We start from the raw sequence: 14,021 nt of genomic DNA, 5'->3' as shown, positions 1-14,021 counted from the left end.
GCACTTCACGTTGGAGGGGCGTTGTCCCGAGCACGCTCCAGCGAGCGGCGGATGCGCGCTTCCATGAGATTGGGCAGCCGCGAGGCGAGCTGGAGCGCGTCGGTCAGGATGCGGATGGCTTCCTCTCGCTCACCCCGGCGCAGCGCCGCCAGCCCCATCATCTCCAGCACCTCGAGCGGCTCCTGCTCCACGGACACCTGGGCGGACCACTCCCGCAGCGTGTGCCATGCCTCTGCCGTGGCGTCGCGCGTGGCCAGCTCCACCATGGCGAAGAGCACCTCCTCCGATGGGCTCAGCTCCACCCCATTGCGGCCCTCCGACAACACCTGCCGCACCTGCGCGAGCAACTCGCGGGCCCTCGCCTGCCGTCCCAGCCACGCCATGGTGCGCGCCTGGAGCAGCAGGGCCCACGGACGTGGCGCCACCTCCGGGTGCCGGCGCTCCAGCGTGATGGCCCGGGTGATGTGGGGCGTGGCCGCGTCGACGTCACCCGCCTGGTAGTGCAGCTCACCCAGGTTGTGCTCGGCGAAGTACTCCCAGCCCACCATGCCCAGCTCGCGTCCCAGGTGCATGAAGCGCTCCTGGTCCTTCAACGCGTTGGCCAAATCCCTGCGAGCCACCCACAGGTTGCGGCGGTTGTTGATGGCGCTGCCCAGATGGAACAGGTCTCCACGCTCGGTGCACGCGGCGACGACCTCCGACAGCACCCGGTCCGTCTCGTCGATGTCGCCCAGATTGGGGAGCATCACCGCCAGCAGCAACTGGGACACCACCTGCGTCTCATAGCCCGCGTCGCCCAGGCGCCGGGCAATCTCCGCCGCCGCCTCCAGGGGCTCGCGGGCTTCCTGCCACTCGCCCTTGCGGAACAGCGCGCGGCCCACCGCCAGGAGCAGCCGGCCCTGCACATAGGCCGAGCCCACACGGGCCGCCTTCGCCTGTGCCTCCAGCGCGCGAGCCTCGCTGGCGGGATAGTCATTCACCCAGTCCAGCGCCATGGCCTCGTCGAGGAGCAGCTCCACCTCCGTGCGAGTGTCACCCAATCGTTGGGCCCGCTCCCGAGCGGCGGCGAAGTCCGCCAGCGAGTCGTCATACCGACCGATGCGGATGCGCATCAGCCCGCGCCCTCGCAGCGCGGTGAGGCAGCGCAGCTCGTCCGTGCTCTCCAGCAAATCCAACGCGCGCGTGTACATGGCCTCCGCGTCGAGGAACGCGTGGCGTCCGCGCGCGGACTCGGCCAGGTCGATGGAGAGCGCGGCGGCCTCGTCGCGCAGGTCCGCGGCGGCGGCATGCAGGGCCAGCCGAGGCAGGCGCTGCCGCTCGCTGGCCCCGGTGGGGCCCAGGAAGTAGCGGTACGCGGCGCGGTGGATGCGCTGGCGTTCGGCGGCGGGGAGGGTGGCGGCGACCGCGTCGCGCAGAAGCTCGTTGCGGAAGCTCAGTCCTTCCAGGCGGTGGGACACCAGCAGTCCGGAGTCCAGCAACCTGCGAGTCGCATGGCCCGCATCCAGCGGGAAGCCACCGGCCGCGCCGTCGCGCTCCAGCTCCCGCACCACGCCCTCCGCCGTGGCGGCGGTGAAGTCCGTGCCCAGCAGGGCGCACAGCCGGGCATGCGCGGCGAGCGTCGGCGGCAGCGCCCCCAGCTCGCGGTCCGCCAGCCACTCCACGAGCCGCAGCTCGGGCACCTTCTCCACGCCGTCCGTGACGAGGTACCAGCTCCCGCCCGGAGCGCGCTGGCGCACCAGTCCCTGGCGCTTGAGGCCGCGCACCAGCTCCACCATGTAGAGCGGCACGTGCTGGGCGCGCTCGACGATGCGGTCCACCGCCTGCGCCGGCACGTTCTCCACCGGCTTGAGGAGCATGCGGCACAGCTCCTGCGCCTGCTCCGCCCCCAGCGCGCGCAGGGTCACCGTGGACTGTCGGGCCGCGCGAGTGCCCCACAGTGGCCGGCTCTTCTCGAACCCCGGGCGCGCCAGCACACACACCCAGATGGGGACGCTCGCCTCGGCGAGACACGCGTACTCCAGCGCATCCAGCGCCGTCTCCTCCGCGAAGTGCGCGTCGTCGATGACCAGACACAGCGAGCGCTCGCGGGCGGTGGCGGCCAACAGCTCACCCGTGGCGCGCATGGCCAGGGAACGCAGCGCACCCGGCGCCGCCGCCCAGCTCTGCAGCTCCGGCCCGCCCGGCGCATACCACCCCAGCGTCGCGGCCACGCCCGGCCACAGCTCCGTGCCGAGCGTGGGCCCCAGCCGCTGCATGATGGACGCGCGGCCCTGCTCCTCCGTGTCCGTGTTGTCGCTCTCGAAGGCGTTGAGCGCGCAGCGCAGGAGCGTGCGCAGCGTACCGTCCGGGTCGCCCTGGACCGGCTCGCGTGAGCGCGTGGTGTAGATGCGAGTCAGTGGCAACTGCATCTGGAGTTCGCGAGCGAGCGCCGCGGCGAGGTGGCTCTTGCCCAGCCCTCGCTCGCCCATCACGGTGACCAGCGTCGGCGCCGCTTCGCCCACCGCCGCGCGGGCGCTGTCCAACAGCGAGGTCAGCTCCGCCTCGCGGCCGACGAGCACCTCGCTGCCCAACTGGAGCACGGTGATGTCTGGGCGAGGCGCGGCGCCAGGGGACGCGGGACGCAGCAGTCCGGGATGGCCGGGCACCTCCGTGCAGGGCACCTCCGGCACGGCCTCCGCGGCGGCGGGAGACAGCAGGAGCCCGTGGGTCTCCGGGCCAATGGGGTAGCGGTCCGCGCGGGAGAGGATGGCGCCCAGGTAGCGAGGGGTGCCGGTGGGACGGCGCTGGACGGTGACGGCGGACACGTCCACCAGGGCGCTCGCGGCCAGTCCCCGGTCGGCCAGTCCCTCCGCTGCGCGCATGGCCCGGCGCACGGGATTTTCTCCCACGTCCGGGTCGAACACGGCGGCGATGCGCGGCCCATCCGTGAAGGCCAGATGCCCACCGTAGGAAGCGAGCCCCTTCTGCAGGCTGACGGGGTTGGCGCGAGACGTCAGGAAGAGCACGGCGACCGAGCGGCGCACCTGCGCGGGCCGAGGCTCACCGGGCGCGGTGGGCCGGGGCGTGACGGGCTCGTGGGGACGGTGCGCGTGGGTGAAGGCCTCGCGCAGCGCGGTGCCGAGCGCCGTGGCGTCCTCCGGCCTGCGCGCGCGCTCCTTGGCCAGACACCGCAGTACGACTTCCTCCAGCGCCGGAGGCACGGGCGCGAAGTCGGAGGGTGGAGGCGGGCGCAGGGCCAGGTGTGCCTGGAGCACGTCCGGCGTGGGGCCGAAGAAGGGCGGCCGACCGGTGAGCATCTCGTAGAGCAGCACGCCCAGCGCGTACACGTCCGTGCGCGCGTCCACGTCCGAGTTGCCCGCGCACTGCTCCGGCGCCATGTACTCCGCGGTGCCGGCGAAGCCAGACGAGTCGCTCGTCGTCGCGCCCTCACCGGGCAGGGCCGAGCCCTCCAGGGGAGAGGTTCCGCGCACCAGGCCGAAGTCGAAGACGCGCACCTGCCCGCCGCCGTCCTCGTTCAGGAAGAGGTGCTCGGGCTTCAAGTCGCAGTGCGCCAGCCCTCGTGCGTGGACGTGGGCCACCGTGTCCGCCACGGACAGGGCCAGGGCGGCCAGCTCCTGGGCCGGCACGGGCCCCGCGGCGCGCGCCAGCCGCTCCGCCAGGGTGGGCAGCGGGACGTGCTCCATGACGAGGAAGCGAATGCCTCCGGAGAGCACGCCCACCTCGTACAGCGCGGGCACGGTGGGCGGCCCCAGGGTGCGCAGCGCCTCCGACTCCCGGACGAGCTGCGCGCGGGCCAGGGCATTGCCGGTGCGGGCCAGCTTGATGGCCACGCGTTGCTGGTCCGTCTCACGCCGGGCGCCCAGCAGCACGCCGAAGCCGCCGCGCGCCAGCACCCCTTCGACGAGGTAGCCGGGGATGAGTGGTGGAGGGGGCTCGGCGGACGACGCACGTCCCGCCCCGTCGACAGGTGAGTTCGGCGGGCACGGCGCGTGGGAGCCTTCCCAGCGCCGCCCACATGTCTGGCACCGCGGCACGCGGCAACTCTACGCCAAATGCAATGGGGATTCAGGACACCCCCTGGAAACCCCGGGGGTCGGTCTCGCATCACCTGGACTCCAGGGCCTCTTGCTGGCGCGAACGCACGTTCATTGCCCCGCCCGGGTGGCGATGCTGTCATGCCGCCTTCCCCGAGGAGGACCGCGTCGCGTGGGTGGCGCATCCAAAGGCGGGGCAGCTCGACACGGACCTCAACCGGGACATCCTCGCCAGGCGCCTGGAGCAGGAGGGAATCCAGGCCGTGCGGCAGGTGGCCATCGACACGGTCTGGAGCGCCCTGCGCTTCCGCCCGGGGACGTGAGCGCGTCGCGCCGAGGTGTCGGAATCTTGTCGTGATGAAGGGATGCTTCCCGTGGCGCGAGGAGCGGCGTGTTTGACTGGCCGCTCTTCTCGTTCCTGGAGGTTGTCATGCCCTACGTCGATGGATTCGTCCTGCCAATGCCCACGAAGAACCTCGCCGCCTACCGCAAGATTGCGCGCAAGGCCGGCAAGATCTGGCGCGAGCACGGCGCGCTCCAGTACACCGAGTGCGTCGCCGATGACATCGCCGAAGCCCCGCTCGCCCTGTTCGCCAAGAGCGTGAAGCGCAAGCCCGGGGAGACGGTGGTGTTCTCCTTCATCGTCTATGCGTCGAAGGCCGACCGTAATCGCATCAACAAGCTGGTCATGAAGGACCCCCGCCTGAGTGGCATGCAGAGCATGCCCTTCGACATGAAGCGGATGATGTACGGCGGCTTCAAGCCCATCGTCTCGCTCTAGAAAACCTCAGCGGCGTCCGGCGGGTGGGAGGGAAGGCCCGCCGGACACCGTGAGGGACTACGGAATTTCCAGGGCGCGAAGCACCGTGGATTCCGAGTCCGGGGCTCGCACGCGCAACAGGAGCGCGGCGCCCGACTTCACAGAGGACAGGGTGTTGGCCGCGTCAGACGCGCTGGACACCTTGTCGTCACCCACCTGCACCAGCACCATGCCGGGCATCAGGCCCGCGCGCTCGGCGGGGCTGCCGGGCTCCACTTCCATGATTTGAGCGCCGCCGCCTTCCGCGTCACGCAGGCTGATGCCCAGCTTGCGCGTGGCGGGAGCGGTGAAGTTGCGCGGCGTGACTTCCTCCTCGCCGCGCTGGGCCGGACGCGTTCCGAGCGTCACCTCCAGCGACAGGGGCTTGCCACCGCGCACCAGCTCCACCTTCACGCGGCTGTCGGGCTTGAGCAGCGCCACGGCGCGGGTGAGCGTTCCGGCGGACTCCACCGCGCGGCCACCGACGGAGGTGATGATGTCCTCTTCCTTGAGGCCCGCGCGGTCGCCAGGGCCCCCTCGGCTGATGCCGGACACGACGGCGCCCTTGGCCGCGTCGACCTTGAGCGCGCGCGCCAATTCCGGCGTGAGGTCCTGGATGGCCAGGCCCAGGTAGCCACGGCGCACCGCGCCCGTCTCCTGGAGCTGGGGCAACAGCGCGCGGATGAGGTTGCTGGGCACCGCGAAGCCGATGCCGCTGGCGCCGCCGATGATGGCGGTGTTCATGCCCACCACTTCGCCCTTCATGTTGAAGAGCGGGCCGCCGGAGTTGCCGGGGTTGATGGCGGCGTCCGTCTGGAGGAAGTCGTCATAGGGGCCGGAGTGGATGTCGCGAGCGCGCGCGGAGAGGATGCCGGCGCTGACGCTGGAGTCCAGGCCGAACGGGTTGCCGATGGCCATCACCGCGTCGCCCACGCGCACCGCGTCCGAGTCACCCAGCGGCACGAAGGGCAGGTTGTTCGGCGCGCCCTTGAGCTTGAGCAGCGCGACGTCGGTGAGCGGGTCTCTGCCCAGCACCTCCGCGTCGAACGAGCGGCCATCCTCCAGCTTCACGCGCACCGCGTCCGCGCCCTCCACCACATGGTTGTTGGTGAGGACGGTGCCCGTCGCGTCGATGATGAAGCCCGAGCCCAGGCCCTGGCGCGGCTGCGGATTGCCCTGCATGCCCGGCGGCATGCCGAAGCGCTCCGCGAAGCCCGGAGGCAGGCCCTGCATACCGGACATGCGCTTGGGGCGGGCCTGCACTTCGACATAGACGACGGAGCCCTTCACCGAGTCGACGAGTGGCGCCAGCGAGGTGACGGTGCCGGACGTCGCGGGATTGAAGCGCGCGGGCTGCACGGGCGCGCCGGAAGGTGTCGCGGCGGCGGCCGTCGCGGTGGCGGCGACCGTGGCGGTCGCTTGAGAGGAATTGGAGGCACCCAGGGCCTGGGCCTGTCCGCACGCGAAGCCCAGCGTCGCGGCGGGCAGGAGGGCCAGGGCACCGAGGAAACGGCGAGAGGGGAGCGAGCAGGCCATCGTTCGTTCTCCGTGAGGCCGGAGGCGTTCCGGCCAGGAAAGAGTGTTTGAGAATCGGCCCGGACGTGGGGAGGACGCGGAGCGGCTCCCCCTGGAGGTGGAAAGGTGTGCCGCTGGTCGTCCCCCGACTCCCGACGGCTGCCATTGCTCGGGGCTCGTTCCGCGAGTCCCCACATCCGAACCGATGCCAGACACCTGTGCACGTGCCGGGCCAGGGCTCCGCGCGGGGGGCCCTCCTCTGAGGGTGGGGGCAGCGGGGCAGGAAGCGCGGGGCAATGTGCCCCGCCCGGGGCAAATGTCCCCGGGGCGAAGTGCCTCCTTCTCCTGGGGAATGAAGTGGCACGTCGAATGCTCTGCCCGGGCCCGCTCGCACCCACGTTCCGGCCTTCATCGTGGAGGTTGGAGGGAGGGTGGGCAGCCCACCACGCTGGAAGGAGTCGACCTTTGATGGGGCCAGACGAAGAGCAGGAGCAGCAATCAGGAGCGCGGCCGTGGCCGCTCCTGGATCCGGAGCGAGGGCAGCGCCCGCGAGTGCTCGTCGCGGAGGACCAGCCGGAGATGCGCGCGTTGTTGCGCAGGGCGCTCAAGCGCCAGGGTTATGAGGTGGTGGAGGCGGCGGACGGGCCTGGGCTGGTGAAGGCCATCATCGATGGCCTGCTCGCGGACCAGACGCAGGTGCCGGACCTCATCATCACCGACGTGCGCATGCCCGGGTACTCGGGGCTGGAGGTGGTGGCGCGGCTGCGGCGCGAGGGCTGGACGACGCCGGTCATCCTCATCACCGCGTTTGGAGATGCGCAGCTGCATCGGGACGCGGAGCTGTTGGGCGCGGCGCGTGTGTTGGACAAGCCCTTCGCGATGGAGGACTTGTGCGCCACGGCGGAGGCGCTCGTTCCGCCGGTCCGCTGAGCGCCTGCCTGCCTGAAGCGGGCGGGGATGGAAGCAGGTGTGCACTCTCGAAGGGTGCTCTCCCGAACCGCGTTGAGGCGAGCGCTCCTCGCCTTGCTCCCCCTGGTGCTGCTGGCGCTGGCGTTCATCGTGATGCGCCACGAGCTGCATGAGTTGCGAGGGGTGGACGTGGCCCGGGGGCTGTCGTCGATTCCTCGCGAGCGCATCGCGTTGGCGGTGGTGTGCGCGGCGTGCAACTACCTGGCGCTGACGCTCTATGACGTGCTGGCGCTGAAGCACTTGGGGCGCAGGCTGCCCTATCGGCAGGTGGGGTTCACGGCCTTCGTGGGCTATGCGTTTGGCCACAACATCGGCATGTCGTTCCTCACGGGAGGGGGCGTTCGCTACCGGCTGTATTCGGCGCGGGGGTTGACGGCGCTGGATGTGGCGCAGGTGGGGACGTTCAACGCGCTGACGTTCTGGGTGGGGTTGTTGGCGGTGGCGGGTGTGGCGCTGGTGGTGGATGCGGGGCAGGGAGCCATGGCGTCGCTGTCGCTCTCGCCCGGGGTGGCGCGGGGGCTGGGCTTCTCCCTGCTCGGGGTGTTGCTGGGCTACCTGGTGCTGTGCGCGCGGATGCGGCGGACGCTGAAGGTGGAGCGCCTGCATCTGAAGGTGTCGTTGCCCACGCTGAGGCAGGCGTTGGAGCAGCTCGTGGTGTCGTGCCTGGACTGGTCGCTGGCGGCGATGGTGTTGTGGGTGTTGTTGCCGTCAGGGGTGGGGATTTCGCCGCCGAGCATGGTGGCGTTGTTCGCGGTGGCGCAGCTCGTGGGCATCGCGAGTCAGGTGCCCGGCGGGCTGGGCGTGTTCGACTCCATCATCCTGGCGGCGCTGACGCCGGAGGTGCCGGCGTCGATGCTGCTCGGCACGCTCGTGGTGTACCGCATCGTCTACTACCTGCTGCCCTTCGCGGTGGCGGTGGTGATGCTGCTGGGGCACGAGCTTTCGCAGCACCGTGGCCACCTGTCGGAGCTGCGAGCGCGACTGGGACGGCGACGACAGGAGGGGTGAAGGAGGACTCTCAGCTCGCGGGGCTGGCATCCGCTAGCGAAGGTCCGCGAGGATGTGGCGATGCGATTCCTCGGGTGCGCTGTGCTCCTGCTCTTCTTCTCGGCGTGTGCGACGTCGGCACCGGGTCCAGGAGCGCGCGTGCCCCCGAGCCGGCGGGTCGCCAATCTCCAGAGAGCGGCAAATCTGCCGTGGACGGACGGAGGAAAGTGCGCCGTCCATCAGGCCTCCCAGCCATGGCCCGTACTGGCGGAGCGGTGCTTCCAGGCACTCGACCATGATCGGGTCCGGTTCAATGACCCCACGGGCAGGTGCTCCGTTGCCTCGGTGGGCATGGCTGTCATGGGAACCGGACTCTGTGTCCTTGCGGCGCCGGAAATCATCGCGGGTGCTGTGCTTGTCGTTGGCGTCTTGGTGGTGGGAGTCGCCATCAAAGAGGCGCTGGATGCATATGCCCTGAGCGGGAGTCGCCCCGAGGAGGAAGAGGTCACACTCCTCGCGAAGCCCGCCTCGCGGGAGTCCTCCTCGAATCGAAAGCCCCAACCCGAGCCAGCAGGGCAGGACTGGTTTTCTCCAACACCGCCCGATTCCCCTGAGAAAGAGCGCCACCCCCGGTGCGAGCCCGTCCCGGTGCCGCACCTTGGCGGAGATGCAGCGCATGACAGGTGCGCCGACCAGTTCCCTCCGAACCGTTTCCCCGGCAAGGACGTGCTCGTGAAGGGCAAGCGCTTCGACGCGCTGCAGGTCGGCGTGCGTGTGCTGTGGGAAATCAAGACCGACCAATTCGACACGTACTCTGATTTCCTTCAGGGGCAGGTGGTCCGGCAGCAGGTGGCGACGATGCGAGAAGAGCGAAGCATCGCGACCGAGTGCGGATATGGCTTCGTGGTTGGGGTGAGCACCGAAGCCCACAAGGAAGCACTGGTGGAAGAAGAAGCAACTCTCAACATCGTCGTCACGGGATGCAAGCGGTGACAACTCGAAGAAGGCTCGGCATCGCCGTCTACGCGCCAGCGCTCACGAACAGTGACGGCCGCGTGCTCGCGGTCATCCAAGGCATGGAACGGGCTCTGCTCGGCTTGCGTCTGGAGTGGAAGGTCTCCGAAGACGGGCACCCCATCGCCTTGCCTGCGCGCGACACATGGCTCGCTGAGGAGATGAGGGACGGGGGATTCCCTCTCGTGTGCAACGGTGACGAGCGCTACCCCGTGATGGTTCATGGACTGCAAACACCTGGGAGTCAGGCGCCGGGCGGTCAGCCGATGCTCGATGTCCATGCAAAGCTGCCGCTGGATGAGGCCATGACCGCGGTGGCGCCGGGTGTGCTTGAAGGCGTGGCGGAGGGCGCCCGCGCGTACTGGGGGCATGCGACGCCGTCCAAAGCGGCGGCGCAGATCGCTGGGCAGACGGTTGACCCGGTGCACAAGCCTGGGGTTCCGCCCCGAGGGCTCCCAGTACTCAAATTCCCTGAGAGAATCCGCTCGCCGGAGATTCCCCATCGCTTGGGGTGGCTGAACTATTGGTCGGCTGCTGCTGCCCGAGCCATCGGGTTTCCGGATGCCTCGCGCGACGCCGAACTGCTCACGCGAGCGCGTGGAACTCCATCGGGCGGGTGGGTCGTACAGCTCACGGACGCGCCGCTCGACCTGGATGACCCCGCCCATCTGGACGTGCTCCTGCGGACCTATGAACGGTTCCCGGAGATTGGTGGTCGCTCAGTTCCTTGACCTTCGTGAACAGGGGCTCCGCGCGCGTGTTGTGCCGGCCTTCGTTTCCTGCTTCCGTGGCTCCCTCGATGCGAGTCCATCAAACGGCGTGGGTGTCGGCGCTCTGTGTCCTGGGCATGGGGCTGGGCAACGGCTGTAGCTGTGGCCCCGCGCAGCGGCGCATCACCCCCGAGGGCGCGCCGACGCGGAAGGTCGCGCACATCGTCCAGGAGTATCCGCACTCGACGGACGCCTTCACGCAGGGCCTCGTCTTCCACCAGGGCCGCTTGTTTGAAAGCACCGGCAATCAGGGCACGCTGCGCGAACTCTCCCTGGAGTCCGCCACGCCGCTGTGGATGGAGCCGCTGGGCAACATCTTCACGGAGGGCCTCGCCAGCGACGGCGAGCGCCTCTACCAGCTCACCTGGACCGAGGGTCTGCTCTACACCTGGAGCGGCCTTCCTCCCACGCGCGAGCGCACCACGCGTTACTCCGGTGACGGCTGGGGCCTGTGTTACTGGCAGGGCCGCCTGGTCCGCAGCGACGGCACCTCCATGCTGACCTTCCACGCACCCGACACCTTCGAGCCCGTGGGCTCCGTGGAAGTCACCCTGCAAGGCCTCCCCCAGGACCAGCTCAACGAACTCGAGTGCGCCAACGGCGTCATCTACGCCAACGTCTGGCACTCCTCGAGCGTGCTCGAAATAGACCCCACCACGGGCCACGTCACCGCCATCATCGACGCCTCCGCCCTGACGCGCGCCGTGTCCCCCCAGCTGAACAGCCGCGAGGCCGTCCTCAACGGCATCGCCGTGGAGCCCGGCACCGGCCGCATGCTGATGACCGGCAAGCTCTGGCCGAAGCTCTTCGAAGTGCGCCTGGAAACCGTCGACTGACGCTCAGGGCTTCTTCGCCTCGTCGTCGCGCTCCAGCTTCCGGTACAGCGTCTTCCGGTCCACGCCGAGGATGCGCGCCGCCAGCGTCCGACTGCCACCCACCGCCTCCAGCACGCGGTGGATGTAGCGCCGCTCCAGCTCTTCCAGCGTCACCAGCTCCGACGGGTCCGTGTTCTCCGGCACCACCTTCGGCTGGCTGTAGTTCCGGATGCGCTCGGGCAGGTCATCCACCGTGAGCTGCTCGAACGACGTGAGCGCCACCGCGCGCTCCATGCAGTTCTGCAGCTCCCGCACATTCCCCGGCCACCCATAGGCCAACAGCCGCTGCGCCGCCGCCGGTGACAGTCCCACCACGCGCTTGTTGTTGCGCGCCGCGAACTGCTCGATGAAACGCTGCGACAACAGCAGCACGTCATTGCCCCGCGCCCGCAGCGGAGGCAGCTCCACGCCGATGACGTTGAGCCGGTAGTACAGGTCCTCGCGGAACCGGCCCTCCTCCACCGCCAGCTCCAAGTCCCGATTCGTCGCCGCCACGATGCGCGCGTCGAACGGCACCTCCGTGTCCCCACCCACCGGCCGCACCACTCGCTCCTGGAGCGCGCGCAAGAGCTTGGGCTGGAGCGTGAGCGGAAGCTCGCCCACTTCATCCAGGAACAGCGTGCCGCCATTGGCCTGGACGAAGAGGCCCGTGCGCGTCGCCTTGGCGTCCGTGAAGGCGCCCTTGGCGTGGCCGAACAGCTCGCTCTCCAGCAGCGCCTCCGGCATCGCCGCGCAGTTGAGCGCCACGAACGGCCCCGCCGAGCGACGCCCCCGCGTGTGCACCGCGCGCGCGGCCACTTCCTTGCCCGTGCCGCTCTCGCCGGTAATCAGCACCGTGGAGTCCAGGTCCGCCACCCGGTCGATGAGCGCATAGGCCTGCTGCATGGCGGGGCTCTCGCCCACCACCGCGCCGCTGTCCTGCTGCCGTCCCAGCTCCTGCCGCAGCCGGCGCACCTCGTCGCGCAGGGCCCGGTGCTGCACCGCGCGCTCCAGCACCAGCACCAGCGCGTCCAGGTCGATGGGCTTGGTGACGAAGTCGTACGCCCCCGCGCGGATGGCGGCGACGGCCGTCTCCAGGCTCCCGAACGCCGTCAACACGATGACGGGGATGTCCGGCCGGTTGAGGACGATGCGCTCGCACAGCGCCAGCCCATCCATCCCGGGCATGCGCAGGTCCGTCAACACCACGTCGAAGTCCTCGCCGGACAGTCGCGCCAGCGCCTCGTCGGCGGACCCGAGCGCCACGGGCGTGTAGCCCCGACGGGTCAACCCCTTCTCCAACATGGCGCGCATCTCGCGCTCGTCCTCGACCATCAGGACGCGGCCTGGCATGTGTCCCCTCCGCTCGGCAGGTAGATGGAGAAGCAGCTACCGCGTCCCAGCTCGCTGCGCACGGCAATCCAGCCGCCATGGTCTCTGACAAGACCATACGAGACGGACAGCCCCAGCCCCGTGCCCTCGCCCACGTCCTTCGTGGTGAAGAAGGGCTCGAAGACATGGCCCAGCACGTCCGGGGGGATTCCGCCGCCCTGGTCCTCCACGTCCACCCGCACGTAGCTGCTCTCCGCGCCCCCCACGTCAGTGGGCGGTGTGGCGCGGGTGCGCGTCGCGTGGATGCGCACCGTTCCGGGCTTGTTCATCGCCTGCAGCGCGTTCATCACCAGGTTCGTCAGCACCTGCTGCACCTGTCCTCCATCGGCCTCCAGCATGACACCCGGGGGCACGTCGTCCACCAGGGTGATGCTCTTCTTGGAGGCCATGGGCTTGAGCAGCGACAGCGAGCGGTCCACCAGCTCCCGCACGTCCTCCGGGGCCCGGTGGGGCGCGCGGCGCCGCGCGAAGTCGAGCAACTGCCGGATGATGCCCGTCATGTGCTGGGCCTGCTGGCTGATGATGCGAGCGCACTCGCCCACCTCCTCGCCCTCCGCTTCGCCCGAGGAAATCATCTTCGAGCGGCCCATCACCACGTTGAGTGGCGTGCCCAGCTCGTGCGCCACGCCGGAGGCGAGCTTGCCCACGGTGGTGAGCCGGTCCGCGTGGCGCAGGTGCTCCACCGCGGACAGGCGCGCGACAGTCTCCGAGGACAGGCGGGAGCGCGTCTCCTCCAACTGCTCGCCCATGCGGTTCATCGCGTTGGCCAGCATGGTGATTTCATCACCCCGGCGCCGGGTCGGCAGCCGCACGCGGGCCGTCAAGTCGCCCTGACCGAAGCGGTTCGCCAGTTGGACCAGCTCGTCCACGGGCTCGCCGACGAGCTTGCGGCCCATGGCCATGGCGGCGATGAAGAAGGCGAAGGTGATGGTGCCGGTGGCGACGATGGTGCCCACCACCGTGACGAAGACGTGCTGGCGCTCCTCGCCCAGCGACTCGGTGATTTCGATGGCGCCAAAGCGCTGGCCCCGGCCGATGAAGACCGGCGTGTAGGAGTGCAGCAGGCCAGGGTCCGGGCTCGGGTCCACCATGGAGCCGTCCTTCCCCTGGCGCAGCGTGGCCAGCAGGCGCGGCGGGAATCCGACGAGCGACGGAGTCCCCGGGCCACCATCCAGCCAGACCCAGCGCAGGTGGACCTGCCCCTGGTAGCTGTTGGACTGGTTCAGGATGGTGAGGGCTTCACGCTCACCGGCGAGCTGCCACGCCTTGCCGATGGCTCCGGCGAGCGTGTGACCGAGCAGCTGGTGGTCGTGTTGCATGTCCAGCGCCGAGCGCTCCAGCTCACGGCGAACCTGGATGACCTGCAGCCCGGCGATGACAGCCACGGCGAGCAGGACGAGGGCGAGGGTGAACTTGCGAGCGAGTTTCACGGGAGGTCGAGGCTATTCCGGTCCATGCACCTTGGAGGGGTCGAATACGCATGGACCGGAAGGAAGTACTCACAACGTACCGCGAGTGCCGCGAGAAGAGAGCAGTGCGTCGTGCCGGAGTCCTTGGAGGGAGTGGGAGCGACCTTCGTGCGTCACACGGAGGCCTAGAGCATCCGCCATGCCAGGGCGGTGCTCGGAGCGCTCTGTCTCGGAGGAGGGTGTCTCGGCGGGGCGGGATGACCCGCCGAGACCGGGGC

At 69.9% G+C, this 14,021-nt stretch carries 11 protein-coding genes; 7 read left to right on the top strand and 4 right to left on the bottom strand.

The genetic code is table 11. The features are described 5' to 3' along the window. Positions 1-5 precede the first annotated feature (5 nt). Positions 6-4,034, bottom strand: a complete 4,029-nt coding sequence (locus tag HUA78_RS10380; RefSeq protein ID WP_141647414.1) for a serine/threonine-protein kinase PknK — start codon at positions 4,032-4,034, stop codon at positions 6-8. 176 nt (positions 4,035-4,210) lie between these two features. On the opposite strand from HUA78_RS10380, the gene HUA78_RS10375 reads away from it, so the two are divergent. Both HUA78_RS10375 and HUA78_RS10370 read left to right on the top strand, forming a co-directional pair. Beyond that, the gene (locus tag HUA78_RS10375) at positions 4,211-4,357 is read left to right on the top strand and encodes a hypothetical protein (protein ID WP_174476210.1); all 147 of its coding nucleotides are present in this window, start codon (positions 4,211-4,213) and stop codon (positions 4,355-4,357) included. Positions 4,358-4,464: 107 nt separating this feature from the next. Continuing rightward, positions 4,465-4,815: a DUF1428 domain-containing protein gene (locus HUA78_RS10370; protein ID WP_141647415.1), complete on the top strand. Its 351-nt coding sequence runs from the start codon at positions 4,465-4,467 to the stop codon at positions 4,813-4,815. 57 nt (positions 4,816-4,872) lie between these two features. On the opposite strand, the gene HUA78_RS10365 is transcribed toward HUA78_RS10370, so the two are convergent. Continuing rightward, a complete protein-coding gene (locus HUA78_RS10365) occupies positions 4,873-6,369 on the bottom strand; it encodes a Do family serine endopeptidase (RefSeq protein ID WP_141647416.1) in 1,497 nt (498 codons plus the stop codon). 447 nt (positions 6,370-6,816) lie between these two features. Between HUA78_RS10365 and HUA78_RS10360 the strand changes: the two genes are divergently transcribed. The 5 genes from HUA78_RS10360 (at position 6,817) to HUA78_RS10340 (ending at position 10,924) form a co-directional block, all read left to right on the top strand. Then, positions 6,817-7,278, top strand: coding sequence for a response regulator transcription factor (locus HUA78_RS10360; protein ID WP_141647417.1), 462 nt, complete (start codon positions 6,817-6,819; stop codon positions 7,276-7,278). A 72-nt stretch (positions 7,279-7,350) separates the two neighbouring features. After that, the gene (locus tag HUA78_RS10355; protein ID WP_174476209.1) at positions 7,351-8,325 is read left to right on the top strand and encodes a lysylphosphatidylglycerol synthase domain-containing protein; all 975 of its coding nucleotides are present in this window, start codon (positions 7,351-7,353) and stop codon (positions 8,323-8,325) included. Positions 8,326-8,655: 330 nt separating this feature from the next. Continuing rightward, a complete protein-coding gene (locus tag HUA78_RS10350; RefSeq protein WP_371745545.1) occupies positions 8,656-9,297 on the top strand; it encodes a DUF6310 domain-containing protein in 642 nt (213 codons plus the stop codon). Continuing rightward, positions 9,294-10,049 (top strand): DUF5953 family protein, encoded by a 756-nt coding sequence (locus tag HUA78_RS10345; RefSeq protein WP_174454840.1) that lies wholly within the window; start codon positions 9,294-9,296, stop codon positions 10,047-10,049. The genes HUA78_RS10350 and HUA78_RS10345 overlap by 4 nt, the downstream gene beginning before the upstream one ends. Before the next feature lie 68 nt (positions 10,050-10,117). Continuing rightward, positions 10,118-10,924, top strand: a complete 807-nt coding sequence (locus HUA78_RS10340; protein ID WP_254623663.1) for a glutaminyl-peptide cyclotransferase — start codon at positions 10,118-10,120, stop codon at positions 10,922-10,924. Between the two features lie 3 nt (positions 10,925-10,927). On the opposite strand, the gene HUA78_RS10335 is transcribed toward HUA78_RS10340, so the two are convergent. After that, on the bottom strand, positions 10,928-12,295 hold the full coding sequence (locus HUA78_RS10335; RefSeq protein WP_174454464.1) for a sigma-54 dependent transcriptional regulator: 1,368 nt from the start codon (positions 12,293-12,295) through the stop codon (positions 10,928-10,930). Continuing rightward, positions 12,277-13,764, bottom strand: coding sequence for a HAMP domain-containing sensor histidine kinase (locus HUA78_RS10330; RefSeq protein WP_174476207.1), 1,488 nt, complete (start codon positions 13,762-13,764; stop codon positions 12,277-12,279). Before HUA78_RS10330 ends, HUA78_RS10335 begins: the two co-directional genes overlap by 19 nt. Positions 13,765-14,021 lie beyond the last annotated feature (257 nt).

It is taken from the genome of Myxococcus sp. CA033 (assembly GCF_013336625.1).
Classification (GTDB): domain Bacteria; phylum Myxococcota; class Myxococcia; order Myxococcales; family Myxococcaceae; genus Myxococcus; species Myxococcus llanfairpwllgwyngyllgogerychwyrndrobwllllantysiliogogogochensis.
Note: the sequence above shows the minus strand (reverse complement) of the source record. Positions and strands in the feature narration are given on the sequence as shown.

Excerpts from the sequence above, each read along its gene's own strand:
- HUA78_RS10360 (WP_141647417.1), top strand. The coding sequence starts at position 6,817 with ATGGGGCCAGACGAAGAGCAGGAGCAGCAATCAGGAGCGCGGCCGTGG.
- HUA78_RS10370 (WP_141647415.1), top strand. The coding sequence starts at position 4,465 with ATGCCCTACGTCGATGGATTCGTCCTGCCAATGCCCACGAAGAACCTC.
- HUA78_RS10350 (WP_371745545.1), top strand. The coding sequence starts at position 8,656 with ATGGCTGTCATGGGAACCGGACTCTGTGTCCTTGCGGCGCCGGAAATC.
- HUA78_RS10365 (WP_141647416.1), bottom strand. The coding sequence starts at position 6,369 with ATGGCCTGCTCGCTCCCCTCTCGCCGTTTCCTCGGTGCCCTGGCCCTC.
- HUA78_RS10340 (WP_254623663.1), top strand. The coding sequence starts at position 10,118 with ATGCGAGTCCATCAAACGGCGTGGGTGTCGGCGCTCTGTGTCCTGGGC.
- HUA78_RS10335 (WP_174454464.1), bottom strand. The coding sequence starts at position 12,295 with ATGCCAGGCCGCGTCCTGATGGTCGAGGACGAGCGCGAGATGCGCGCC.